26 protein-coding genes and 2 pseudogenes are annotated in these 23,157 nt (G+C 47.7%); 11 read left to right on the top strand and 17 right to left on the bottom strand.

Annotated elements, in window-relative coordinates; genetic code table 11:
* The first annotated feature begins 2 nt into the window (after positions 1–2).
* The 3 genes from MKY96_RS29400 to MKY96_RS29390 all read left to right on the top strand — a co-directional run bounded on the left by MKY96_RS29400 (position 3) and on the right by MKY96_RS29390 (position 4,374).
* Positions 3–1,157 carry an MFS transporter gene (locus MKY96_RS29400; protein ID WP_340945989.1) on the top strand — a complete coding sequence of 385 codons (1,155 nt, stop codon included), beginning with the start codon at positions 3–5 and terminating at the stop codon, positions 1,155–1,157.
* A gap of 115 nt (positions 1,158–1,272) precedes the next feature.
* Positions 1,273–2,556, top strand: a complete 1,284-nt coding sequence (locus MKY96_RS29395; RefSeq protein ID WP_340945986.1) for an MFS transporter — start codon at positions 1,273–1,275, stop codon at positions 2,554–2,556.
* Positions 2,557–2,679: 123 nt separating this feature from the next.
* Positions 2,680–4,374 carry an ABC1 kinase family protein gene (locus MKY96_RS29390; RefSeq protein WP_340945984.1) on the top strand — a complete coding sequence of 565 codons (1,695 nt, stop codon included), beginning with the start codon at positions 2,680–2,682 and terminating at the stop codon, positions 4,372–4,374.
* A gap of 194 nt (positions 4,375–4,568) precedes the next feature.
* On the opposite strand, the gene MKY96_RS29385 is transcribed toward MKY96_RS29390, so the two are convergent.
* From MKY96_RS29385 to MKY96_RS29360, 6 genes and pseudogenes are all read right to left on the bottom strand, one after another.
* Positions 4,569–5,330 (bottom strand): DUF3600 domain-containing protein, encoded by a 762-nt coding sequence (locus MKY96_RS29385; protein ID WP_340945981.1) that lies wholly within the window; start codon positions 5,328–5,330, stop codon positions 4,569–4,571.
* The gene (locus tag MKY96_RS29380) at positions 5,317–5,904 is read right to left on the bottom strand and encodes a sigma-70 family RNA polymerase sigma factor (protein WP_340945979.1); all 588 of its coding nucleotides are present in this window, start codon (positions 5,902–5,904) and stop codon (positions 5,317–5,319) included. Before MKY96_RS29380 ends, MKY96_RS29385 begins: the two co-directional genes overlap by 14 nt.
* Positions 5,905–6,082: 178 nt before the next feature.
* Entirely contained in the window at positions 6,083–6,745 is a 663-nt protein-coding gene (locus MKY96_RS29375; RefSeq protein ID WP_340945978.1) for an aspartate/glutamate racemase family protein, read from the bottom strand.
* Between the two features lie 189 nt (positions 6,746–6,934).
* Entirely contained in the window at positions 6,935–8,422 is a 1,488-nt protein-coding gene (locus MKY96_RS29370; RefSeq protein WP_340946793.1) for an aldehyde dehydrogenase family protein, read from the bottom strand.
* Positions 8,414–9,499, bottom strand: a pseudogene (locus MKY96_RS29365) (5-methyltetrahydropteroyltriglutamate--homocysteine S-methyltransferase); the annotation flags it as partial. The gene MKY96_RS29370 and the pseudogene MKY96_RS29365, both read right to left, overlap by 9 nt.
* A gap of 104 nt (positions 9,500–9,603) precedes the next feature.
* Positions 9,604–10,818, bottom strand: coding sequence for a TerD family protein (locus MKY96_RS29360; protein WP_340946792.1), 1,215 nt, complete (start codon positions 10,816–10,818; stop codon positions 9,604–9,606).
* Between the two features lie 132 nt (positions 10,819–10,950).
* Between MKY96_RS29360 and MKY96_RS29355 the strand changes: the two are divergent.
* The 3 genes and pseudogenes from MKY96_RS29355 to MKY96_RS29345 all read left to right on the top strand — a co-directional run.
* Positions 10,951–11,169: pseudogene (locus MKY96_RS29355) on the top strand (hypothetical protein); the annotation flags it as partial.
* A gap of 301 nt (positions 11,170–11,470) precedes the next feature.
* Complete coding sequence (locus MKY96_RS29350) at positions 11,471–11,752, top strand: ArsR/SmtB family transcription factor (protein WP_340945975.1); 282 nt, start codon at positions 11,471–11,473, stop codon at positions 11,750–11,752.
* Positions 11,753–11,838: 86 nt separating this feature from the next.
* Positions 11,839–13,011 carry an MFS transporter gene (locus MKY96_RS29345; RefSeq protein WP_340945973.1) on the top strand — a complete coding sequence of 391 codons (1,173 nt, stop codon included), beginning with the start codon at positions 11,839–11,841 and terminating at the stop codon, positions 13,009–13,011.
* A 156-nt stretch (positions 13,012–13,167) separates the two neighbouring features.
* Here MKY96_RS29345 and MKY96_RS29340 read toward each other — a convergent pair whose 3' ends face one another.
* Together MKY96_RS29340 and MKY96_RS29335 are read right to left on the bottom strand one after the other, a co-directional pair.
* Positions 13,168–13,419, bottom strand: coding sequence for an NUDIX hydrolase (locus MKY96_RS29340; RefSeq protein ID WP_340945970.1), 252 nt, complete (start codon positions 13,417–13,419; stop codon positions 13,168–13,170).
* A gap of 68 nt (positions 13,420–13,487) precedes the next feature.
* Positions 13,488–13,847: a helix-turn-helix domain-containing protein gene (locus MKY96_RS29335; protein WP_340945969.1), complete on the bottom strand. Its 360-nt coding sequence runs from the start codon at positions 13,845–13,847 to the stop codon at positions 13,488–13,490.
* 132 nt (positions 13,848–13,979) lie between these two features.
* Between MKY96_RS29335 and MKY96_RS29330 the strand changes: the two genes are divergently transcribed.
* On the top strand, positions 13,980–14,618 hold the full coding sequence (locus MKY96_RS29330; RefSeq protein WP_340945966.1) for a nitroreductase family protein: 639 nt from the start codon (positions 13,980–13,982) through the stop codon (positions 14,616–14,618).
* A 16-nt stretch (positions 14,619–14,634) separates the two neighbouring features.
* Here the strand turns inward: MKY96_RS29330 and MKY96_RS29325 are convergent, their stop codons facing one another.
* A complete protein-coding gene (locus MKY96_RS29325; RefSeq protein WP_076085712.1) occupies positions 14,635–14,970 on the bottom strand; it encodes a winged helix-turn-helix transcriptional regulator in 336 nt (111 codons plus the stop codon).
* Positions 14,971–15,075: 105 nt separating this feature from the next.
* On the opposite strand from MKY96_RS29325, the gene MKY96_RS29320 reads away from it, so the two are divergent.
* Positions 15,076–15,459, top strand: coding sequence for a RidA family protein (locus MKY96_RS29320; RefSeq protein ID WP_340945964.1), 384 nt, complete (start codon positions 15,076–15,078; stop codon positions 15,457–15,459).
* Positions 15,460–15,517: 58 nt separating this feature from the next.
* Here MKY96_RS29320 and MKY96_RS29315 read toward each other — a convergent pair whose 3' ends face one another.
* Positions 15,518–16,027, bottom strand: coding sequence for a hypothetical protein (locus MKY96_RS29315; RefSeq protein ID WP_340945959.1), 510 nt, complete (start codon positions 16,025–16,027; stop codon positions 15,518–15,520).
* Between the two features lie 34 nt (positions 16,028–16,061).
* Entirely contained in the window at positions 16,062–16,706 is a 645-nt protein-coding gene (locus MKY96_RS29310) for a nitroreductase family protein (protein ID WP_340945957.1), read from the bottom strand.
* A gap of 96 nt (positions 16,707–16,802) precedes the next feature.
* On the opposite strand from MKY96_RS29310, the gene MKY96_RS29305 reads away from it, so the two are divergent.
* Positions 16,803–17,168, top strand: coding sequence for a winged helix-turn-helix transcriptional regulator (locus MKY96_RS29305; protein WP_340945956.1), 366 nt, complete (start codon positions 16,803–16,805; stop codon positions 17,166–17,168).
* 105 nt (positions 17,169–17,273) lie between these two features.
* On the opposite strand, the gene MKY96_RS29300 is transcribed toward MKY96_RS29305, so the two are convergent.
* Complete coding sequence (locus MKY96_RS29300) at positions 17,274–17,681, bottom strand: hypothetical protein (protein WP_340945954.1); 408 nt, start codon at positions 17,679–17,681, stop codon at positions 17,274–17,276.
* A gap of 105 nt (positions 17,682–17,786) precedes the next feature.
* Between MKY96_RS29300 and MKY96_RS29295 the strand changes: the two genes are divergently transcribed.
* Positions 17,787–18,722, top strand: coding sequence for a hypothetical protein (locus MKY96_RS29295; RefSeq protein WP_340945951.1), 936 nt, complete (start codon positions 17,787–17,789; stop codon positions 18,720–18,722).
* Between the two features lie 17 nt (positions 18,723–18,739).
* Here the strand turns inward: MKY96_RS29295 and MKY96_RS29290 are convergent, their stop codons facing one another.
* The 4 genes from MKY96_RS29290 to MKY96_RS29275 form a co-directional block, all read right to left on the bottom strand.
* Entirely contained in the window at positions 18,740–19,033 is a 294-nt protein-coding gene (locus tag MKY96_RS29290) for a putative quinol monooxygenase (RefSeq protein WP_340945948.1), read from the bottom strand.
* Positions 19,034–19,057: 24 nt separating this feature from the next.
* Positions 19,058–20,053 (bottom strand): helix-turn-helix transcriptional regulator, encoded by a 996-nt coding sequence (locus tag MKY96_RS29285; protein ID WP_340945944.1) that lies wholly within the window; start codon positions 20,051–20,053, stop codon positions 19,058–19,060.
* Positions 20,054–20,097: 44 nt separating this feature from the next.
* Positions 20,098–20,595, bottom strand: a complete 498-nt coding sequence (locus MKY96_RS29280; protein WP_340945941.1) for a DinB family protein — start codon at positions 20,593–20,595, stop codon at positions 20,098–20,100.
* A gap of 151 nt (positions 20,596–20,746) precedes the next feature.
* On the bottom strand, positions 20,747–21,328 hold the full coding sequence (locus MKY96_RS29275; protein ID WP_340945938.1) for a TetR/AcrR family transcriptional regulator: 582 nt from the start codon (positions 21,326–21,328) through the stop codon (positions 20,747–20,749).
* Positions 21,329–21,546: 218 nt separating this feature from the next.
* Between MKY96_RS29275 and MKY96_RS29270 the strand changes: the two genes are divergently transcribed.
* Positions 21,547–22,569 (top strand): MBL fold metallo-hydrolase, encoded by a 1,023-nt coding sequence (locus tag MKY96_RS29270; RefSeq protein WP_340945935.1) that lies wholly within the window; start codon positions 21,547–21,549, stop codon positions 22,567–22,569.
* 86 nt (positions 22,570–22,655) lie between these two features.
* Here the strand turns inward: MKY96_RS29270 and MKY96_RS29265 are convergent, their stop codons facing one another.
* A complete protein-coding gene (locus tag MKY96_RS29265; RefSeq protein ID WP_340945932.1) occupies positions 22,656–23,096 on the bottom strand; it encodes a hypothetical protein in 441 nt (146 codons plus the stop codon).
* Positions 23,097–23,157 lie beyond the last annotated feature (61 nt).

Here is a 23,157-nt window from a genome sequence, read left to right as displayed (position 1 = left end):
CAATGTCCCGCAAGGTAGCACTTCTGTTTGCCATCACCTGCGGTCTGACCGTTGCCAACATCTATTACGCGCAGCCCCTGCTCGACGCGATCTCCAGCGAATTCGGGATTACGCATTCGTCCGTAGGTATCGTGATTACAGTGACTCAGATTTGTTACGCCATCGGACTACTGTTGCTGGTGCCGCTGGGCGATCTGCTGGGTCGGCGCTGGCTGATTGCCGGACAGATGCTGGTATCCGTGCTGGCTTTGGTTGTTGTGGGCACTGCCCCCACCAGCATGGTGTTATTCATAGGCATAGCTACGGTCGGACTGCTTGCGGTAGTGACACAGACGCTTGTTGCATTCGCAGCAACTCTGGCTGCCCCGGCCGAACGCGGACGAACGGTGGGTGTGGTGACCAGCGGAATTGTCGTTGGTATTCTACTGGCACGGACGTTCGCCGGTGTGTTAACCGATCTGGCCGGTTGGCGTTCAGTCTACCTAGTCTCGGCGGGACTCACGTTAATCATGGCAGGTGTATTGTTCAGGGTGCTGCCGCAATCTGAGCCCCGCAGAGAGTCCTTATCCTATCCGCAGCTTCTCCGTTCGATGTTCACCCTGTTCGCACAAGAACGGCTTCTGCGAATCCGTGCTGTGTTATGCCTGCTGATTTTTACCGCCTTCAGTATATTGTGGACTTCCCTGGTGCTGCCGCTCAGCGCTCCGCCACTGTCCCTGTCCCATACTGCGATTGGAGCGTTTGGTCTGGCCGGAGTCACCGGGGCGTTAGCAGCAGCACGGGCAGGCCGTCTGGCTGACCGGGGGCTAGGGCAAAAAACCACCGGCGTGGCGCTATCTCTGCTGCTTCTCTCATGGCTGCCAATCAGTTATACTCCACATTCGCTCCTCGCGTTAATCGCCGGGATTATCCTTCTTGACCTGGCCGTACAAGCCGTACACGTCACCAACCAGAGCATGATCCTTAATCTGCGCCCGGAAGCGCGCAGCAGGATTACTGCCGGTTACATGGTCTTCTATTCGATTGGCAGCGCTACCGGATCGATTGCATCTACCAGTATGTATGCATACTCGGGCTGGAACGGGGTGTGTCTGCTCGGTGCAATGGTCAGTGCTGCGGCGCTTATATTCTGGGCATTAACCCGTCACATTAAATGAACCGTGTAACGACTTCACATTTCCTCTGAGGTTTGTCAAACTCTGATATTTCCATTATTGTTATCCTTATCTTACATTTGACGTTATGGATGCAGAAATGGAGGCCCGGATTTCCTTGAGACCACGGTTATTAACACGTTCCTTCTATTATCTCTGGACAACTCAGACGGCGGCGAATGCCGCCGATGTCTTGTATATTATGGCGCTGACGGTGCTGGTGCTGGACCGTACAGATTCCCTTGTCTCGGCAGCACTGATGCCGCTGATGCGCAGCTCGGCCCAGATGGTGAGCGGCTTCATTGCGCCGCTGCTCATCAACCGGATCAAGCTGCCCTCGCTGCTGCTAATCTCACAGACAGGCCAGTTCCTGCTGTTTGTGCTGCTGGCTCTGTACCTGCAGCTTAACAGTGCGGCGGCTTCACTCACGCTGGTCTTTGCCCTGGTCTTCGTCATGTCCTTCCTGGACGGCTGGAGCGTTCCGGCCCGCAATGCGCTGGTGCCGCGGCTCGTCACGCGGGAGGAGGGGCTGCTTCAAGCCAACGGTCTGATCAGCGTCAGTGATCAGGTCGTGCAGTTTGCGGGCTGGGGACTGAGCGGCCTTTTGGTCGCATTCCTTGGGCCCAGCCCGGCGCTGCTGCTGACAGCGGCCATCTATGGGCTGGCGGCCGCTTTTACACTTGGCGTCAGAGAGCCGGCAGAGGCAAGTGTCCAGATACAGGGGCAGCCGGCGGACTCTGAACCGGCACCGTCATCTGCTTCGAAATGGAAGACCTTGACTGAAGGCTGGCAAGTCATCTGGCGTATGCCCCGCCTGCGGATGCTGACCTTCATGGACATCATCGACATGCTGGGGGGCTCGGTCTGGGTCGGCGCGTTCACACTGGCCTTCGTCCAGGTGGCGCTGAAGCAAGGCGAAGAATGGTGGGGCTTCATTAACGCAGCCTATTTCGCAGGAACGGTCGGAGGCGGGCTGCTGGTCCTGTCCGCAGTGCGTCTCATCGGAGACCGTTACCTGGGGGCGATGCTCACCGGTATGGCGGGCTATGGTCTGCTCACCATGGTGTATGCTCTGACTACCCAGCCGTATATAGCACTGGTCCTTGTCCTGCTGATGGGACCGTTTGCGGAGATGTCGGTGATTAACCGGCGTACCCTCATCCAGCGCAGCACCAGCAGGCAGATGCTGCCCAAGGTGCTGTCGGCACAAGCTTCGCTGCTGCATCTGGTGTTCTGCATCTCGCTGCTGGTCATGGCCGGACTGGCCGAACGGTTCGGGATCGTCAACCTGTATCTGCTGGCGGCGGTTCTGACATCGCTGGCTTTCTGCGTCGGCTTGCTCGGCCGCCGGGCGTTCCGGGACGAACCGGAGTCATCAGCAGCCAGCCGCCCAAGCCTGTAATTGTATATGTGTCTGATATGAAATATCATACAATTAGGCACATGGATTTTAGAAGGAGAGATCTGGGATGCAGCATACTGACTCTGTGGCAGATGAACAAGAATGAGCGAATTCCTGAAATTGATGAAGGATGTACGTTTCAGAAGAACCATGCGGATGATTTTCAAGTTCGCCTGGGATTTCTGGTGGCTGGGCAAGCTGAAGTACTTGATGTCACGGCGGCGCTTTGCAGCGAGAACCAAAGCCTTATACCGCAAGCAGGCAGTGTATTTCACGACAACCGCCATGGATATGGGCGGGCTAATTATCAAGCTTGGGCAGCATGTGAGTGCGCAGGTGGATATGCTGCCGAAGGAAGTTATTGAAGAATTGTCCAAGCTGCAGGATTCTGTAGAATTCGTAGATTTCTCCGAGATCCAGCAGAAGGTAGAGCGTGAACTCGGGGTATCCATCAGCAAGATGTATGCTGAGTTCAACGAGACTCCTATTGCAGCAGCATCCTTCGGACAGGTCCACCGGGCCACCTTACGGACAGGTGAGCAAGTCGCCGTGAAGGTGATGCGGCCCGGGGTCGAGGACATTATCGCGATTGATTGGAAATCCATTCAGGTCGCTATTTCGTTATTGAAGCGCCAAAAGATGATTACAGACTTCATGGATCTTGATGCCGTATATGATGAGTTTCATGACACCATTATGGAGGAGCTCGACTATCAGCAAGAAGGGCGTAATGCCGAAGAGTTCAAGCAGCAGTTAGCCCACCGGAAGGATGTCGTGATTCCCCACATTCATTGGTCCTGTACTACCTCTCAGGTGCTGACCATGGAGTTTATGGAGGGTGTCAAAATCAATGATTTCACCAAGCTGGAGGCTTGGGGTGTGGACCGGACCCAACTGGCAACGTCACTGATTGAAATGTTCGTAGAACAGATTCTATTGAATGGCTTTTTTCACGCAGACCCTCACCCTGGCAATGTGCTCGTGCAGCCTGACGGCACCATCGCCTTAATTGATTTTGGAATGGTTGGGCGAATTCCCAAGGATATGAAGACCCAGATGGTAGCCCTTCTGCTAGCCGTATATCTGAAAGACGCCCACGGCGCCATCGATGCCCTGAACCGGTTGAGATTTTTAAGACGAAATGTAGATCTGGAGGTCTTCTCCAGGAACCTTACGTTATTATTCGAACAAATTAACGGCGATACATTTGACCTGAGTTTTGTGACGTCAGGCGACAATGTGGAGGAATTACGCAATTTTCTCTACTCTCAGCCGTTTCAATTACCTGCCAATACCACATTCCTGGGCAAAGCCATAGGCACCGTGTACGGCCTCTGTACCGGACTGGACCCTGAGCTTGATCTGGTCGGGACGGTTAAGCCTTATGTGGAACAGGTGGTGCGGAGGGATCTGCGGGGAAGTGTCATCTCCAAAGTTGTAGCGGATGGCAAGGATATGCTCAAAGACATCCTTCCAACGACCAAGAAGTTCATGTCGGCAATCGATAAAATGGATAGCGGAGGCTTAAGAGTCAAGCTGTCGAGCTCCCTGGAGCAAAAATTAATCGAGACGCAGAATAAAAACACACAGCGGTTGATTGCCACCATCATTGGCGCAGTATTACTTCTGGCCGGGGTCAACCTGTGGAATGAAGTGAATCCCATCATCTCTTATGTATTCGGCGCCCTTGGCCTGCTCGTGATGCTCAGCCAACTCCGAACGAGACAAGGCCGCCGGGATGAAAGAGCTGCAAGGCAAATTAACGCTATGCGTGAACGTAGCCGGTTGGAGAAGCCGAAGTCTAAATCGCGCGGATAACATTAACGCTGCGTACGAAAAAACGGTACCGTCCTTTAAAAGGACGGTACCGTTTCCACTTCATCCTTCCGTCCGATCACATCATTGTTATTCATTACTGCTGTGCGGAACGCGAAAAGTTTGCTGATAAATAAAGCTCCTGCGAGTTTTGGATCATAATGACTGATTTTTAAACCATACTGAGGGAGTATGGTTTAAAAGCCTTTTTTAACCATTAGGTCCAGTTTATTAACATAAGGGGTGAGCGCCTCCAATAACTTCTGTTGATCCTGTATTTCTTCTGTCGACAACCGATCCATATGAACACTTCCGTCTGCATCAGTTACCTTGGCATCATAGCTTTTCAACTCATTTATTATGGGTTCAAGCTCCCTATACTCCTGTTTAGTGAGTCTCTGTTCAGCCTTCTCAAGCAAGCTATCCCAGAAAGCGCCACGATCTGTGCCAGATGCCTTTGCCTTGGATTTATCCGTTTCGTTCATTTTCTTGAAATACGGTTCAAGCTCCACCAGTAATTTCTTGTAAGCCTTCTGTTCTTCTGCATCAAGCTGTTCTATGTGAAAAATCCCCTTGGAATCTGCCGCCAGCAGATTGTAATCGCCTAATTCCTTCAATAAGGACATAACCGTGGCAGCTTCTTCCTCGCTAAAATTATGCTTCAACCTCTGAAGCTTGGCCTCAAACTCCTCATATTTCTGCTGGCTTAGGCCAATCGTAGCCGCTGCTTCTTTCGAACCATACATACTATCCGCCAGATAATGATATCCGGCAAACGCTCCAGTAGGAATTAATAAAGTAGCTGCCAAAACGCCTGCTACGATCCACTTCTTTTTCATTCGTCTTCCCCCTTGTCCGGTTACGGTCTGATTTAGTATTCTCTCCTTCAGTTCCGGTGGGGCATTTAAATTTCTGGCCTCTTCCTGCAGAACTGTTCGCAGCTTTTCATTGAAATTCATGCAGATCCTCCACCTTTCCCTTAAAAAGAGTCTGATTCTCTGGCTTCTGACGAAGCTTGCGCAGTGCAGCATGAATACGGGATTTCACGGTACCCAGAGGGATCTCAAGGATTGCGGCACTTTCTTCCTGCGATAATTCATTTAAATAATGCAGAATAATCACCTGCTTCAGCTTATATGGAAGACTTTCTACGCTAGCAAGCAAGGAATGGTTAGAGATCCTGTCCACAACCTTATTTGTAAATTCAGGCTCCACCATCAGATTGACCTGCTCTGCCTTTTTGAGAACTCGGAGATGCGTCCATCTCTTTCTCCGGTAGGCATGAATTTGTCGCATTGCTATTCCCATAAGCCAGGGTCTAAAGGGACGACTGATGTCAAAATGTTCAAGAGATCTGCGCATTTGAATATAAATCTCCTGAACGATATCATCCACCTCAGATGTTTCGCGAACGAGGAAATGAACGGTTTGATATACATCCCTAATCGTAGCTTCATATAGCTCACTAAATGCTTCACGACTGCCGGCTAGCGTAAGCGTAATGAGCTGAGAATATTCTTTTGGATGTTCCATTCATCACCCCTCCCTTCGGTCTTACACTATGTATTGGGGAATAAAGAAAATTTCGTTCGATTTTTCTTCGGAAAAATGCTGTGACTCAGGTGCAGGCAGGTGATAAAAGAATAAACCGATCAAAGTCCACTAAGGATTTTGGTCGGTTTATTGTTCTCCCTAACGTTCACGTTCGCCATTAGTTGAGCAACAAGCTCTCGAAATGAATTATCAGTGAATCCAACGGATTCCCGATTCTCACATTTAACTCTCGCTCAACTTTAACGGCTGATTCCACCATAGATAATTGAGCAACAGAAATTTTCTTGTTTTTTTCTGATGCAAGTATCCTCTTTATGTACTTTGATAATTCTTCAACATATTGCTCATTTTTACCTTGCATGATTAGCTCAAATGTATTCTCTATGACACGTGCCTCAATATGAATTGGCTTATCCTGAATAGAAGCAAATTCATTAAGCCTTCTCATTGTCCCTTCGACGGTTGCTGGATTAGTGAATAATAGAACTTGTGGTTCTGTAATACTGCAGACAGAACTAAAGAAAGGCTCATCGATTTTTATTATAGGAATAGATGTATTAAGCCGGTTTTCTTCAAGAAGAGCAATATAATTAGTACATGTGATAAGAATAGCCTCAACATTTGCTTGTGATATCCATTCTATTTGTTCGATGACTTTATTTTTGGCTTGTCCTTCATCGAAATTTTTATCTGATGTAATTCTACTCATCAAACCAGGATCCACAAAATGAACCAATTCCAACTCATCAGAGGTAAGAGCGTTTTGAATATACTGGATATTTGAATAGTGGGCGTGTAAACAGGCAATCTTTTTCTTCATGAATTTATCTCCTTGAACCCGTACTTTGAGCAGTCCCGCTCCTTAATGATATCATGTTTCTCCAAAAAGTTCGTAATGCTGCTCTACCGGGTAACTCACTCTAGTTGCCAACGCAAAAAACACCTCCAAGGATCTCTCTATCTTACGACAGAGTTCATTCTCTTGAAGGTGTTTACATTTTTTTCTTTTTTACTCCGGGATATAAGGAAGATCCAGTGTCTTCGGAACGTTGATCACATGCTGCTCTGTATACGTGCGGATGCCCTCTGCGCCGTATTCACGGCCGATACCGGACTGCTTGAAGCCACCAAAAGGGAACCGGACATCGAGCCCCTGCACAGCAGCCGTGTTGATCATGGTCGTTCCCGCTTCGAGCTGACGTGCGACCAAGATGGCCTCATCTTCTTGCCCCCACACCGAGCTCGTCAATCCATAGATGCTCTCATTGTGCAGATGAATCACCTGCTCCACATCATCAAAGGGCAGAATCGGAACGGTAGGACCAAACTGCTCCTCCACCACAATCGGATCATGGTAATCGCAGTCCAGAACAAGCGTAGGCTGCAGGTAATAACCTTGTTCAAACCGCTCCTGATCCAGAATTTGGCCGAGAGGAATGATCTTAGCCCCGCGCCTCTGCGCATCTTCAATCAGACCCTGCACATAATTCTTCTGCTTCAGGTTATTCACCGGACCTACTGTCGTATTGGCGTCAAAGGGATCACCAATGCGAATCCAGCGGTTGGCCGCCTCGATATATTTCTCAACAAAAGCATCATAGATAGAACGGTGTACATAGACACGCTTGGCAATCATACAAATCTGGCCTGTCGTCAGGAAGTTAGAGATAACAATCCGGCGCATGGCCCGCTCATCTTGAACATCAAAGCTATCCAGGAAGATCGCCGCATCATTACCGCCCAGCTCCAGCGTCATATCCTTGATCGTATCTGCAGCTGCTTTGATAATATGCTTGGCCGTTGCAGTCCCGCCTGTGAAGGCGATTTTGGCGACAAGCGGATTGCTGGTCAGTTCAACGCCTACATCCGCATCCCCATGAACGACATTGATGACACCCGCCGGGAACTCACCCGCGATCAGCTCTGCCACCTTCGCCGCCGCCAGCGGTGCAAATGGACTCGGTTTGAGCACAATCGTATTACCCGCAAGTAAGGCAGGCGCAATTTTAATCGTAGATAACGCAATCGGATAGTTCCATGGACTGATCGCTGCCACCACACCCATTGGATCATAGGACAGGATGGTTGTACCATGGTCATGCTCCTGGACCTCTTCCTGTAGAACGGATGCAGCTTCATTACAAGCGAACTCCATCCACATTAACGAGACATAAATCTCACCATGGGCATCATAGAGGGGCTTGCCATGCTCTCTGGACAGCAGATGGACAATTTCATTCTCCGCTGCTCTAATCTTCTCTATTGCCTTACGCATCCGGGTAATACGTTCATCAATCGAGGTCTTCTTCCATATTTTAAAAGCTTCTGCCGCCGCTTCAATCGCTTCCACCGCTTGTTCCTTCGTAGTGACAGGGAAATAGCCTACGATTTCAGCCGGGTTCGCCGGATTCTCTTTGGCTGACTGCGAAAGGGAGGGTACATGGTGACCATTAATGAAGGCCTCCACAATAACGGTCTCTTGGTCTGCCTTCCACACTTCTTCGGCAATTTCCTTCACATAACGAAGCTTACGCCACTGTTGTTCTTCCGTTAGAATATTGCCTTCCTCTGTAGAGGAGAACCCGCATTGCGGGCTCAAGCACAGCTGCTCAAGGGGCACATAGGTTGCTGCTTCGGCAATCCGGGCTTTAATGTACTCTTTATCTTCTAGTTCGCCTGTTTTGGATGTGAGCAGACCCAGCACGATTTTCAAATCCGGCCGGTTCACATATTTCAGTGGCTCGAAGCTGCCTGAACGCTCATCGTCAAATTCCAGGAATAAGCCATCTACATTCAAGCCTCCAAATATGACCTCAGAAGCGTAATCATAACCGCCGCTTGAGAAGTAGTTGGATTTATAGTTCCCCCGGCAAATGTGCATCGTCACAACTAAGTCTGCCGGTTTATGAGCCAAGGTTTCGTTAATCATGCGCTGCATGATCTTGAGCTCTTCCGCCGGTTCCAGACCCTTTGCCCGCAGCTTATCGTGACCCGCTGCTGAGAAAAGGTCTGCCCATGCTGTATCATCCAGTTGCAGGTACCGGCATCCGGCATCATAGAACGCTTGAATGGCTTTTTGGTACGCCACAATCGTATCTTGAAGGAATTGCTCCCGGTCGTTATAACTATTGGCCCCAGGCTCCAGCCGATAGATCAGCATGTTGGGGCTTGGAATGGTTTGTTTCGCTACGGCGTCACCTGCATGCTTCAGCAAAAACTCAAAATGCTCCACAAAGGGATGGCTCGAGAAATCCACCTTACCCACCACACGAATGCCACCCTTACGGGTCTGCATATTATGGAACTTGGGCCCGTCGATCTCCTCATACAGCTCTACGCCGTCTAGGCCGCCCAGAAAGTCAAAATGCCACCAGCTTCTGCGGAATTCCCCATCCGTCACTGCGAATACGCCATTCTCCTTCTGCTGCTCAATAATCCGGATAATCTCTTGATCTTCCACTGCTCTTAATGCATCATATGTGATGTTGCCTGCCTTATATTGTTCACGGGCCTGGCTTAAGTTTGCCGGACGCAGAAAGCTGCCTACATGGTCATTGCGAAAAGGTATCGTCATCGCTATTTCTCCTTACAATTCTATAGTGTAATGAGTATAGCATGAGGGCAAGGAATGCATGTTATATGAAAAAAGCATGATTGGTCATAGCTTTTCTCGATAACCTATTTATAATCATTTAAAGGTCCTTGATCCATTATCACTTCTACCATATTGGAGTCCCCTACCTTAAGAATCGGCCTATACTCTGAATTTGGTCTGCTGTAAAGCTCTAGCGGACTAATAATTACGCCATTTGGCGTATTATGAAGTATCCCGGGTACACAGGTATAGATCGTATCATTATTATTTGCATTCTTGGCGGAGATCGTAACTGAGGTTCCATTATGATTATCTATACTCATGGACACCTTATATCTGTAAAATGAACCGGTTCCATTGGATTGCGCTGAATAAACTACAGGAACAACCGCAAGAACATCATCTCTTAGTCTTAACTTTATGACCTCTGTCTTCTTTGATTTTTTACCTCTCCCCACATCGCCCATATGCTCAACTGTCCCTTTACCATAATTTTTGAGGGGAGGTGTTCCCGTTGCACCAAACATAGCTACATCAATCTGCTTTCCATCCTTTGTATAGACTAAAGCATAAATGTCATAATCCGTTCCAGTCTCCCAAGATACCGTAGCCGTAATTTCTGGTGTTTTCTCAATGATAACCGGCTTCTGCCCTTTATCGAGATTGATCTTACCCTTTACCTTCTCAAGGTTGATGGACATAGCCGAACCAGGTTCCTTTGATACAGGCTTTTGAATAATCTTAGGTTCAGAATGCTCAATGGGCTCATCAGCCTCAGCTTCAACCTCAACACCATAGTTTTTGCATAACCCTTCAAGCCCGGAATCAAATCCGCGCCAGATTGATTTTACCTTGGTCTGACCGTTCCTTAGATATAATTCAAGCACTACAATTCCATTCTCGTTCGTGAAGCTGGATGGTGATAATTGAATAACCGTATTCTGTATACATATCTCTGCTGCCAGATTCTTCACATTCGCAAATCCCGTACTGTTATCCTCTGTCAGAGTTACAGCTATTTTGGTTATACCTTCAGGGACCTTATCCATGTCGAAATTAAGCTTATGAACTTTGGTATTACCCACTTGCTCGGATGGTTGAAGCGTGGCTACACCCGTGGAACTTGTGGGCTGATTATAAAAGATGATTCCGCTATCTCCTTGTACCTTATCCGAATCCGTTAAGAGGAAGGCTGTTAAAGAAACGTCTACCAGAGTAGAGATTTCGTGGCTAATCGTAATGCTACCTTTTGCGGCACTTAAAGTTGTATTTGCTCCCATTTGCAGAAATTGATTCACTTTCAACCACTCCAATCCATTTAATGGCTCGTGCTGTCTCAATAATATTAACACAGGGAGGAAATACTTGGGATATAAAACTATAAAGGGCTCCGTTGTGTTAACCGGCACGTTATAGTACTCCTCTAATCACGTCCCGTACTCTTTAACGGCGAAGAGCCTGAGGCAGATTGTTACGGGTATATGGAACGAGATCGGGATGGTCATAGGATCGCGCTCTACAATAGTAATGGTGAGGAGATCGATATATATGGCGGACATCAATTTGTCAGGGTACAGGCGCTTGGCAAATTTGATGATGAAGACCGCGATAATTTTTACTCCTTGTTGGAAAGTGATGGTGTGGGATGAGTCTCCACCACAATGGTGTGGATATGGTTCATATCCGTAAGTTTCAGCAGTTTCCGTATGCAGGGAAGCTCCCGTTTGTAGAAAAAACCAGGTTCGTATGCCTGAGGGTTCTCTGTATAGGATACGATGACGGCGACCGATTAGTTATTTTGTATTATCCCAATAAGAACATTTGTTATTTTGTGGAGGATTTAAGATAAATGCACCCGGCTACATTTTCACTTTACATCGCAGCATTTAGGTGGTAATATCATTTCTATAATTCCACAAATATAGAAATGATGGTGGAAGGGAGAATATAATGGCTGATGTCGATCGTGATCTGGTGCAAGCTGTCAAAGTATATAAGGCTCTAGGTGAGCCTACACGGCTTAAAATAGCCTTAATGCTAATTAAGCAAGAGAATCAATGCGTTACCGCGATCAGTGAACAGCTTGGACATGTAGCCGGTTCAACGTTATCCCATCATCTCAAGCAACTGACGGAATCGGGTTTAATCCAGGCGCAAAAGAACGGTTCATTTATTCACTACAGCGTTGATCAAGAAGTGGCAAAGAAGTTTGCGCCATATTTACTGGCGTAAATTTTTTTAAATAACATTTCTATATTTTTAGAATTATAGAAAAACCGCAAGAAACCAGCTCAAGAATCTGAAAGGGGAACAATCAAATGATTAAATCTTGGAAAGTTTATATTTTAGCGATTATCAGTTTTTTAGTGGGAACCTCGGAATTTGTAATCGCCGGGATATTGGATCTGGTGTCCAAAGATGTAGGCGTAACTATTGCTGCGGCCGGCCAACTCATTTCGGTCTATTCCATATCATACGCAGTGGGTACTCCGATTCTCATTGCGGCTACCTCCAAACTAAGCCGGAGAACACTTATGCTGGCTGCTTTGGCGCTGTTTTTTATAGGGAATTTAATTACGGTGTTCTCGACGGGCTATCCCATGCTTGTTGGTGCGAGAGTGATCTTAGCGCTTAGTACAGGTGTCTTCACCGTGGTTGCCCTAACGGTTTCTGCTCAAATTGCCGGGCCTGGAAAACAAGGCACTGCCATAGCAACCATCATGATGGGATTTAATCTATCGCTTATTTTAGGTGTTCCTCTGGGAAGAGTCATCGCCAGCACCTACGACTGGAAAATCATTTTTTATGGAATCGGCGCTCTTAGTTTTATCGCCATGCTGGTCATTTTAATGGCATTGCCCAAGTCGCAGGGAGAAGCAAATGTGCCTCTCAAAGAACAACTCGCCCTGTTGAAAAGACCGCAGCTATTACTAACCTTGTCGATTAGCTTCTTTTGGATGGTCGGTTATACGATCGTTTACACGTTTATTACACCATTTCTGTTGGACATTACGGGCATGAGCAATGGGATGGTGAGCATCGCGCTATTTTCATTCGGCATAGCAAGCTTGCTGGGCGCCCAGGCTGGAGGATTTGGTGCAGATAAATTAGGTATTCCGCGTACGCTGAATGGAAGCTTGATTATCCACGCGGGTATTCTGATCCTTATGACCCTCTTTGCCCATACGTCTATCGCTGTCTTTCCGCTGCTGCTGTTATGGTCGTTTTTCGCTTGGTCTACGGGTCCCATTCAACAAGTCTATATGATTAGCCTGGCACCAAGCGCAGCGGGCATTCTTCTGAGCTTGAATACCTCCTTCATCCAGTTGGGGATTGCTGCCGGAGCTGCCATTGGCGGTCTTGTGGTGGAGAGTCTTTCCTTACAGTCAATCGGCGTGGCTGGCGCAATGGGCGTTGCCATCGCACTCCTTCCGGCTATATTATCGTTCTCGATGCGAAGTCAGTCTTCGGACGGCATACCGACGGAATAATCTACGGCTGAAATGGAAAAATATCTGTATAGATTTCATTCCGATCTCCGGTCAAAATTCACTCTTAAGCGCCTCAAACCTTTCTTTGTAGCTTGACGCTACATTCGGACGTTGTTGTGGTGGCGTACTCTATGAAATTTACAGAGCCGTTAAAGTTCAAATAAGCTTCATACCGTAAGCGGATGGGGGGCAGGGTAATGAAATCCAGAACGTTCTCCTTGGCCACCCATCGTCTATTCCGCTTTCCTCTTTGATTTCACGTATCACGCCATCGATAAGGTTCTCTCCAATTTCAGTTATCCCGCCAGGATACACCCAGCCATCATCATGGGCTTTTACTAATAGGATATTTCCCTTCCCATCTTCTACAATTCCGCCTGCCGACACAATATGCGTTGGAAAAGCCATTTTACAACCTCCATTATGAAGTGATCGGATAACTACCTCTGTAGATCCTAACATGGGTAACGAAACTATTATTGAGATTCACATCCGGTCTGAAAATGCGCTCTGCCCTCTAGCAAATCACCTAAAAACTTTTGGGATGCATTCAACTTGGCTTCTAACTCCTGGATTTCTTTGATTTTCTCCTTTACCAATGCTTCCTTCTTAATATACGAGCTCTCATTGATAAGTAAAACTATGTCCTGGATCGTTAAACCTAAAGTGAGTAGCATTCTCACATCATGCAAATAGGTGACCACTCCTTCATCGTATACACGGTAATTATTCTCATCCCTTGATATGAACTGCTCAGGGATCAACTGTTTGCGTTCATAGAATCGCAAGGTGGATATGGGTAGATTCGTCAGCCTGGAGACTTCATTTGCTTTCATACTCTGCTCCTTCTAAATAAATCATTAATTTATATTTGCTATAAACCAAGGTTCATAGTTCAAAATAAAAATATGATAACCCGGGACAGCGATACTGTCAAAATAATGGGTTACCTCAGAAGGAGTGCATTTATGCTGGAATCTATTCAAAATAATGATTTTGTCAACATTCTGACCGGCCGCCGTTCCATACGACAGTACGATGAGAGCATCAAAATTTCGGAGGAAGAAATGCACGCTATGATTCAAGAAGCAAGCTTGGCTCCCTCTTCCGCGAATATGCAACCCTGGCGCATAATCGTGGTTCATTCCCCTGAAGGGAAAGACAAGCTTCGGCCTCTAGTCCAGTTCAATACACGGCAAAATGATACCTCTGCGGCGATGCTCATCATTCTGGGAGATACGCAGAGCGATTTATATGTAGAGAAAATCTATGATACGGCTGTGGAGCAAGGAAAGATGCCCAAAGACATACGCGACAAGCAGGTCACGCAAATTCTGGGCATGTATCCGCAAATCCCTAGAGAATTAAAGATCGAAATTGCCAAAATCGATGCAAGTTTATTCGCGATGCAACTGATGCTGGTCGCCCGTGCCCATGGGTATGACACTAATCCGATGGCGGGCTTTGAACGCGACCAGATCGTTAGCGCCTTTGATCTGGACGACCACAGGTATGTTCCGGTCATGATCCTATCCATCGGCAAGGCCAAAGATGAGGGTCATGAATCCGTGCGCTTGAGTAGCGAGGAAATTACCTTTTGGCGCTAATGTGAATGTATGAACCTTACCGATTCTGTGCTCCCCACTCGCATAGCTGCTCCAACACAGGCAGCAGGGTCTGCCCTTTCGGTGTCAGCGAATACTCCACTTTGGGCGGAATCTGCGGATACTCCACGCGCTTCACCAGCCCGTCAGCCTCCAATTCCTTAAGCTGCGCGCTGAGAACCTTGTACGTCACCGCTCCGAGCTGTCTCTGCATCTCATTGAATCGAATCGACGGTTTGGCGGACAGCAGATACAGAATCGCCATCTTCCATTTCCCGCCGATCACCGACATCGTATAACCGAACGGCGTGTCTTGGATCACCGTCTCCTTGCCCTTCAGATCAGAAATGCCCATGTTCACGCTATCCTTTCGGATAGTAGCCCACTTCTTTGTGCGTACTATCCCTTTATTTTTGCTCAGTCTATAATAGCTTTACTTTGAAGTAAAGGGGCTAAAGCAATGACAACCATTCGAACGTACAACCATACCCTCTGGGATCACGGGATTTCGCAGGGGTACCTTGTCGACAACACCCTGTATATCTCGGGACAGTTCTCCCATGATGCGGAGGGCAGCTTCGTTGGAGCAGGCGATATTCAGGCACAGATGACACAGACGCTGAAGAATTTGGATACCGTGTTACAAGAGTTCGGAGCGACCAAGGATAATCTGGCTTACGTGGAGCTGTATCTGACGAATGCACAGGAGCACGGGGAAGCCGCGATCGGACTGTTCAAAAAGTATGTCGGAGTGCACCGGCCGGCGGGGAGCATGATCGGGGTGACTTACCTGGCATTCCCGGAACAGTGGGTAGAGGTGCGGGCTGTGGCGCATGTTGGTTAAGAAAAAGAGAGAGGGTTCAATTAAACAACGCTACTGGCAGAGTAATGTCAGTAGCGTTTTAGAATTTGCGGAATGTTTCCTTGTAATGTAAGAAATGCGTGCAATCTTTGAGGAGCTGAATAAACTCTTTGATTCTCGGATCAACAATAGCGGGATTCACCTGCTCTACACCCAATAACCTCAAGAGTTGTCCCAGAAAAGAACGATAGCTGTCCGGGTCCTTAATGCCGGCGTACTCCTTTTGCACCAATGCACGAATGCTCCTCATCACTTCATGCGGGAACACATGGAACTGCTGCCCCTCCAGCATCCGGCTAAAGCTTGCCGCCATGTCAGAGGCGCTGTCGATCAGAAGAAGAATTAGCGGATGTCCCGCTTCTTTTAACCGGTGAATGACACTTGAATTGATAACGATCCCTGGACAACGCAAGCTTTGCCCCGCTACCTCCATGTCAAATTCACCCGTTAAGGAGATCGTCACCTGTACAAAAGAATGCCGGTGCTCTTCCGCATCAATCGAATCGGACACCACCATCAAGTGATGCTCTGCTCCATATAAATTCATCATGTTCTAGTCACTCCAGGCTTATTTCCTTATAAAATCACGAGGTTACCCGATCTATAAACGTTATATCCTCAACATCATGTCTTACAGTGGAATGTCCTTCTTGAATCCCTCTGCCCACACTTAATAACATAATGTCTTCATAGTGCCGGGGAATTTCGAGCTCTGCAAAAAGGGCAGCTTTATCATAACCTGACATCGTGATGGTTTGGTAGCCTTTTTCGTTCAAAATAAGGACCAAGCTCATTGCAGCCAGACTGCCATCGCGGACCAACTCTTTTAAATACTCCTGATTAGACATGTCTCGATAATAACCAATGGCTGCATTTGTTAAATACGTTTTCGTCTCTTGTGTAAAATAACCTTTCTCCAAAGCCTGCTCTTGAATAGCTTGGATATTCTCAGCATGAAAAGCATGGTAATCCCCTAGAATCAAAATCAAATAACTGGAGGTTTCAACCTGCTCCTGGTGATATGCAATGGGTTTAACTTTAGCGCGTAACTCCTTATCTTCAATGATTAAATAGCGTGTACTCTGAATGTTATTTCCGTTTGGTGATTTGGCTGCCAGTTCGATCGAATCAAGTATTTCCTTTCTTTCAATCGCATAGTTTGGATCATAGTGTCTGACTGATTTCCTGTGTAAAATAATATCCTGCACACTCACTTTAACGCCCCCCATAGCTTAGATTTGCTATAATCATCTTATCTGGAGCGTCTGCAATTGAAAATACTGCACTTTGTAGTCATTAGGTTACTTCGAAGTAAGGAGGATATCATGAATAAAATAAATACAGGATTTGATGTGGTACAAAATATCATTAGTGGTAAATGGAAAAGCATTATCCTGTATCAACTGGGATATGAGCAAAAGCGTACAAAAGACTTACTCAAGATTTGTGAAGGCGTCTCACATAAAGTTTTAAACGAACAATTAAAGCAACTGCAACAGGATGGATTAGTTCATCGGGCGGTATATGCAGACGAGGTTCCCATTAAAGTAGAATACACAATAACAGACTATGGCCGGACATTGCTTCCCTTATTAAAAGAAATGTGTGATGCGGGCGATAATCATCTTAAAAGAGAGGGGATCACCGCAGGTAATAATACAGTCTGCGAACATTCTAAATATGGGACGTAAGCGTGCAAGGTCTCTAACCGTACCGGTGACGCTGGCTCCGTGACATAAAAGCGAAGAAGGAGTCATTGTCGAAAACAATGGCTCCTTCTTTATGAAATGAACTTACTATTTTGATGAACTTGATGGAACATCTGTATCAGTCAGATTTTCATCATTTAAGGTTTTACCTAAGAGCAACGAATTGGGATAATTTTTATGAAATTCTGCTTCATCTACTTTTAAAAAAAACGCGCCTTCAAAAATTAGTTGATTCGTATTAGGCCCGATTTCATCTATTTTTCTTGCTATCTCCGATTCCTTAAAGATACTTTGTTCCTCTGCCCGCACAAACATGCCATGAGGTGTATAGAATTGACTAGAATCCCCTTTTGCGATTTTTGATTCTACGGATTCTACGTTTTTTTCTGATTCTACGGATTTTACGTTATTTGTTGAAAAGTTAGTGTTAACAGGAGTTTCAACTGAAAAAATAATAGTCACTGCAACGGTTAATAAGCCTATTTCTTTTAACATATTATCCCCGCCCTTTCTATACCAACAATTATTTCCTGCTTTAAAACACTATATTCACTAAAATGTTGAAAATATAGATATGAAGTATTGAGGGTGAAGATATGTATGGCTGAGTACAAAAATAACATCTTCTTCGGGAGGGCGATATTGATGAGGGGTACTGCGGAGGGTCAGCAAAAGCTAGGGCAGCAAGAGCATATTGTGATGCTGCCATTGTTCTCCACCACAGACAGGAACGGACGGATGACTACGCTTCAGCCTGGACGCCGCATAGGACGAGTGGCTCCAGTACTGCCGTGGTTGCTCGCATCCGCTGTTCTGTGGGCACTAACAGGCTCCGTGCCATTCGGTGCCCTGCTCGGCCTGGCACCGACAACGGCGATCAGCATTTTCCTCGGTCATCCGGTTACCGTGGGAGTCTCCGTGGTGCTGCTCATCGTCTCGATCGGTGCAACCAGCGGATTGTATTCAAGTGCGGCCCAGCAGTTTGGACAGACCAGGATAGCTGGTCTGTTCGGGACGCTAGGAGTGACAGGAGGACTCACCGTAACCGCGGGAGCCCTCCTGCTCTGGACGCTAACAAGCAATCCATCGCAACCCTTCGATCTTGAGGCCATAGCGACGTCGACGACGATCCCGAAAGAGCTCGGCGCCGTCGTCGGGGCTGCCTTCGCCCTCTGGGCTGCCATCACACTCCTGCGGTTGCCCGGCTCTATCACCCACGCCCGGCAGCGTCAGGCGGACATCGAGCGACTCCGCGTGGAGGGGGCGTCATACACCGGGACATTGACCGCCGTGAATTTTACTAACAGTTGGCTCTTTCATTTCCCGATATTCACGGTTGAGGTAAATTATATCGTTGACGGTGCTCCTCGTGTTGTCTCAGCACACATGCGCACCAGCGCCGACCGCGTTCCCCTCGTCGGGTCGCGAATGATCGTGCTGACCGGCGAACGCGGAACTACCCACGTAGAGCTGGACCTGGCGGGTGAAGCGGCATTCGAGCCGGACGCAGGTAAGTACGCCCCGTCGGACGGTTGATTTTATGGCCCAACTCTCTATTCGTCTAACCCCTTGCCGCCAACGGGACGAAGCCGAACCTGTTCTGCGTCTGCGATTAAAGGGCGTGCGCGTTGAATGACGGCCAACACTTCTTCGTTCTTGAGAGAGCCGGCATGAGCCTCTGCATCGCTCCACAGCTCAGTGACCCAGATCGTATCGGGGTCATCTACGGATTCATTGATAATATAGAGCTCACAGCCTGCCATATCCTTCAAGCTACGCGAAGCTTCCAGCAATAATGATACGAGTTCATCCCGTTTCCCGGGGCTGGCCGTCAATTTTCCGTACATCGCAAATTTGCTCATATCCGCTCTTCATCCCTTCTTATCCTTTGATTTTATTTGCATCGCTTCGTAGTGTTTAAACATTTCGAGGCTGACCTCAGCCATTCGATCGATTAGTATTTGCGGCTCAAGTATATTGAGTGACTTCCCATACGGAAGAAGAAAGTACGGAACATATGTTTCTAGCGACAGTTCCCCCAGCTTAAAAAGAGCTTCGCCGGGCTGCCTGCGTTCGATCAGCGCATGACCAAACAGCCAATGCTTGCATAGCTCGTTAAGCGCGTGTTCGTGTCCCTGAAGCCTTACGATGACTAGTGTCTCGGCTTCGAGCGAATCCGGAAGTAAAGAATGCAAGAGGAAATCCCTCGCGGAAAAGGCAGCCGGACGTTCGAAGCGGGTATCCGCCGCCTCTAAACGGATAATGCGATCCACCCGGAAGCTTCGGATCTCTTGCCGCAACCGGCAAAACCCTGCAACGTACCATATCCCTTTCCAATGCACGATGCCGTAGGGGTCGAGGACCCGCTGGCTTGGAGTAAGCTCCGGTCCTTTGGCATAGTCCATGTTCAGCGACTCTCCCCGGGCTATGGCCTCCTCTAACCGTCTGAGCAATTCAAGTTCTCTCGCGTCCGTGGGTGTCTGAATAACAGCAAGCCCGCTGCTATGTCTGTTAATCCGCTCAAGCTGCTCTTCATTCGTGTATCGCTTCAGCTTATCGACCGCCCGGGAAAGCGCATCCGTGAACGGATAGCCCGCTTCCCGTGCGAAGACGGATGCATGTACGAGCGCCTTCTGCTCTTCAGAATCGAAGAGCAGCGGAGAATCAACGAATTCACCGAGAAGCCGGTAACCGCCGTTCGGACCGGCATCGGCAATAATCGGGGCTCCGCTCGCGCACAATGAATCAATGCACCGGTATACGGTGCGGACATGAATCTCCAAATCGTCCGCAAGCTGCTGCGCCGTCACCCGCTTTCCCGAACGAAGCAACCATAGTATGGACAGCATGTTATCCGCTTTTGACAAACCGTTCTTCACTCCCTAGACCGTTTATTTCATTGTAAAGGAGCTTAGACTAAAGGCGCTATCCCTTTCTCGACCCAAGTATCGTAAGTCGGACCGTAAACATCAGGCACTCGAAGTCCGGCCTGGTGCATGAGCACGGTCATTTGTCCGCGATGATGCGCTTGGTGCATGATCGTATAACGAAGGGAACTTCCGTTCAGCCAAGCTTCCTCCTGAATCATGACCGACTCGCGCAAAGATTCGTCATTCCACTGCGTTCGAACCGCGTTCAGCACATTCTTGGTGATCCGCCGATACTCCGAAGCTATAAATGCAGCAGAATCCGGAGCTTCTTCGCCTCCAGAGGGAGCTTCGAACGCGAGTCCCAAAGATGTCATGAAGTGCAGCGATCGAACCAGATGCCAAGCGATTTGTCCAAGCGTTCGCCGGCCTTCGATAACCTCCTGTCCAAGAGAATCATCCGTAAGTGCATCCAGTACAGTAGCGGTTATTTCCGCCTCGCTAGTCCATTCCGCAGCAAAGTCTTCAATTTTCGTAAACATTTCCTGTTCCTCCATTCCATTATTGGCTTACACACGACAAGCATACAAAAAAAACACTGACAGTTACGGTCAGTGTTTTTGACTCACCCTGAAATTTTTTTGAAGTAACTGATATACAGCATGAAACCTTAATAAATGGTACTCACCAAGCTTATGACTGAGACAATATTCCTTTAACAAACAATGAGACACTGTGCTTGTAGAACTCTTCCTCAGTGATGAGTTGGGACTGATATTGCCGGTGAATCAGCTCGCTCATCTGAAATCCGTAACACATCGAGAGAAAAGACATAGCGGTAAGGCGCTCATCCTGTCTAGCTATCACTTTTTTCTTCTGCAGGCGTTCAAAATATTCAACCAGCAAGGAGTGCAGCTTCACTGGCGGATCAGCCAGCACTCTGTCCAATTCAGGAAGCATTCCTGTGTCACGGATGCCAATCATAATGATGTCCGCATTGTTATGGAAGAACAAACGGTACTGCTGGCTTACATTCAGCAGATCGACTTCCGGATTATCGGTTGCGTCCTCTTTTAACAGCTTCTCAAATTGCGGGATATCTGCATGTCTTTCAACGATGGCTTCCAATATGCCTTGCTTGCTTCCAAATTGCCGAAAAATCGTAGATTCATTGACTTTAGCTTCCGTTGCAATGGCTTTGGTGCTGACTCCCTGATAGCCCTTCTTTCTGATGAGCCGTGTCGCGGCTTCAATGATTCTGTCCGAAGTATTCATTGTATTTCCCCTTTTGCATATGTTAAGCCTATTCTACTACAAGTTTTGCATAGGCAGTGCCTCCATCCACATAGTGGTGTGATGTTGTTCTGCTACAATCATAAAACATAGAGTAAATGCGTGCAAGTACTTGCTTGCATTTATGTTTTCCCTTCTCTATAATAAAGGCATAATCAGTATGCTTTATCCCAAAAGCACATACGCAAAGGAGAATTCTTATGAAGTATGGACGTATTATCCAAAAAACCCGCGTCAAATTTTTTGAAGTTGCAGCTGGCGTCTTTGCCGGTATTTCGCCGTATCGCGGTATCAGTTGGGCCAATGCCGGGTTCATCAACAAGGGTGAAGGGCTGGTGTATGACACGTTTTTCGATTTGTTCCATGCACGGGAAATGCGGGAGGCTTATAAGGAAGTAAGCAACGGCGGCTCTCCCGCATATGTGGTGAACTCGCACTATAACAGTGATCATGCCTGGGGAAACAAAGTGTTCGAAGATGCTTGCATTATTATGCACAAGGAAGCCTCCAGAGAGCGTCTCACCGAGAATATCAGCTGGATGGACAACGTCATCAGAAGAGGGAAGGATTCTCTGGAATCGACTTCGGGTGAGCGGTTTTTTGCAGCAGAATTTGAAGGATTCGACCTGGAGGGCGTAGAATGGGTATACCCGAATATTCAGATCAAGGACGATATCAGCATCCGGCTTGACGATACGGAAGTCATGATTTACAACGTAGCCCCGGCCCACTCCGACAGTGACTTGCTGCTGTGGATGCCCAAAGAAAAAGTGCTGTTCGCCGGCGATGTCGTGTTTAACGGTTGTACGGCATACAGCGAAGAGGGAACCCTCAATTGGGTTAAAGTGCTTGATCGCATTATTGATGAAATTAAACCCGAAATCGTTGTTCCAGGACATGGCGCCATCTGCGGCCTGGACTTCGTGAAGGAGCAGAGGGACTACCTCCTGAACCTGATCAGCGAGTTCAACAAGCATTACAATGACGAAATTGATTCCTTGTCCTTGACCAAGCAAATTGATATTTCCCGCTTCCTTCATTGGATTCAGCCAGAACGCTTGTATGTTACCGTGGATATCCTATTGAAAAGCAAACGGGGGTTATCCCCCCTTCCAGCCTGGAACGAGGTGCCTGCTAAGCTGGAAGACATGAAAGCTTTTTTGGCCGAAAAATATGGCAATCTGATCAAGCCATGGGACCCTATGAATGTATGGCAAGAATAGCAATTTGAAGCTAGCGTATGAAAAACGAAAAACGGCCTTGCCGCAAACCATGCGGACAGAGGCCGTTTTCTTCCAAGTTGTAAAAGTTACGGAAAATCGAGCTCATCATCGATGACACGGAATATCTCCCTGCTCCGCGCCGGATACCGGGCATCCAGCTCTTCCCACTGCCGCTTCGGTAAAATCAAAAATTCGTGCGTATCCGAAAAATATGAGTCCTCAAACAGCCGGATTTCGTATTTGTCCCGGATCAGCTCCTGAAAGCCGCGAATCGTGATGTAGCGGTCTTGTCCGCTAAAGGTAAGCGCAATCGAATGCAGTTGTCCATTGTAGGTAACGTCCAGTCCCTTGTCCGTTGATGTCACCTCAACCGTTTCATCTGGAAGCCGTTTACCGAACAACCTGACGATCTCCTCGTCCTCTTCTCGCCAATCTACAATGACGCTGTACGCAAAAGTAAATTGCTCAAGCTGTTGCCCATCTCCTTCGAATAGCAATGTCAGTTCGCTGTCGCTTGGCATTCTCATCCCGGTATCCTCCCTGTGCCCACTCAATTAAAATACTATATAGACAGATAATAACCTTGTT

This window comes from Paenibacillus sp. FSL R7-0302 (genome assembly GCF_038006885.1).
Classification (GTDB): domain Bacteria; phylum Bacillota; class Bacilli; order Paenibacillales; family Paenibacillaceae; genus Paenibacillus_AQ.
The sequence above is the reverse complement of the archived record's forward strand: the minus strand, read 5'-3'. Positions and strand labels throughout refer to the sequence as shown.

Excerpts from the sequence above, each read along its gene's own strand:
- MKY96_RS29315 (WP_340945959.1), bottom strand. The coding sequence starts at position 16,027 with ATGATGAATTTATATGGAGCAGAGCATCACTTGATGGTGGTGTCCGAT.
- MKY96_RS29305 (WP_340945956.1), top strand. The coding sequence starts at position 16,803 with ATGAATAAAATAAATACAGGATTTGATGTGGTACAAAATATCATTAGT.
- MKY96_RS29310 (WP_340945957.1), bottom strand. The coding sequence starts at position 16,706 with ATGGGGGGCGTTAAAGTGAGTGTGCAGGATATTATTTTACACAGGAAA.
- MKY96_RS29275 (WP_340945938.1), bottom strand. The coding sequence starts at position 21,328 with ATGAATACTTCGGACAGAATCATTGAAGCCGCGACACGGCTCATCAGA.
- MKY96_RS29330 (WP_340945966.1), top strand. The coding sequence starts at position 13,980 with ATGCTGGAATCTATTCAAAATAATGATTTTGTCAACATTCTGACCGGC.
- MKY96_RS29295 (WP_340945951.1), top strand. The coding sequence starts at position 17,787 with ATGGCTGAGTACAAAAATAACATCTTCTTCGGGAGGGCGATATTGATG.
- MKY96_RS29280 (WP_340945941.1), bottom strand. The coding sequence starts at position 20,595 with ATGTTTACGAAAATTGAAGACTTTGCTGCGGAATGGACTAGCGAGGCG.
- MKY96_RS29265 (WP_340945932.1), bottom strand. The coding sequence starts at position 23,096 with ATGAGAATGCCAAGCGACAGCGAACTGACATTGCTATTCGAAGGAGAT.
- MKY96_RS29385 (WP_340945981.1), bottom strand. The coding sequence starts at position 5,330 with ATGAATTTCAATGAAAAGCTGCGAACAGTTCTGCAGGAAGAGGCCAGA.
- MKY96_RS29400 (WP_340945989.1), top strand. The coding sequence starts at position 3 with ATGTCCCGCAAGGTAGCACTTCTGTTTGCCATCACCTGCGGTCTGACC.
- MKY96_RS29290 (WP_340945948.1), bottom strand. The coding sequence starts at position 19,033 with ATGTACGGAAAATTGACGGCCAGCCCCGGGAAACGGGATGAACTCGTA.
- MKY96_RS29270 (WP_340945935.1), top strand. The coding sequence starts at position 21,547 with ATGAAGTATGGACGTATTATCCAAAAAACCCGCGTCAAATTTTTTGAA.
- MKY96_RS29300 (WP_340945954.1), bottom strand. The coding sequence starts at position 17,681 with ATGTTAAAAGAAATAGGCTTATTAACCGTTGCAGTGACTATTATTTTT.
- MKY96_RS29350 (WP_340945975.1), top strand. The coding sequence starts at position 11,471 with ATGGCTGATGTCGATCGTGATCTGGTGCAAGCTGTCAAAGTATATAAG.
- MKY96_RS29325 (WP_076085712.1), bottom strand. The coding sequence starts at position 14,970 with ATGGGCATTTCTGATCTGAAGGGCAAGGAGACGGTGATCCAAGACACG.
- MKY96_RS29345 (WP_340945973.1), top strand. The coding sequence starts at position 11,839 with ATGATTAAATCTTGGAAAGTTTATATTTTAGCGATTATCAGTTTTTTA.
- MKY96_RS29390 (WP_340945984.1), top strand. The coding sequence starts at position 2,680 with ATGAAGGATGTACGTTTCAGAAGAACCATGCGGATGATTTTCAAGTTC.
- MKY96_RS29375 (WP_340945978.1), bottom strand. The coding sequence starts at position 6,745 with ATGAAGAAAAAGATTGCCTGTTTACACGCCCACTATTCAAATATCCAG.
- MKY96_RS29335 (WP_340945969.1), bottom strand. The coding sequence starts at position 13,847 with ATGAAAGCAAATGAAGTCTCCAGGCTGACGAATCTACCCATATCCACC.
- MKY96_RS29380 (WP_340945979.1), bottom strand. The coding sequence starts at position 5,904 with ATGGAACATCCAAAAGAATATTCTCAGCTCATTACGCTTACGCTAGCC.
- MKY96_RS29320 (WP_340945964.1), top strand. The coding sequence starts at position 15,076 with ATGACAACCATTCGAACGTACAACCATACCCTCTGGGATCACGGGATT.
- MKY96_RS29340 (WP_340945970.1), bottom strand. The coding sequence starts at position 13,419 with ATGGCTTTTCCAACGCATATTGTGTCGGCAGGCGGAATTGTAGAAGAT.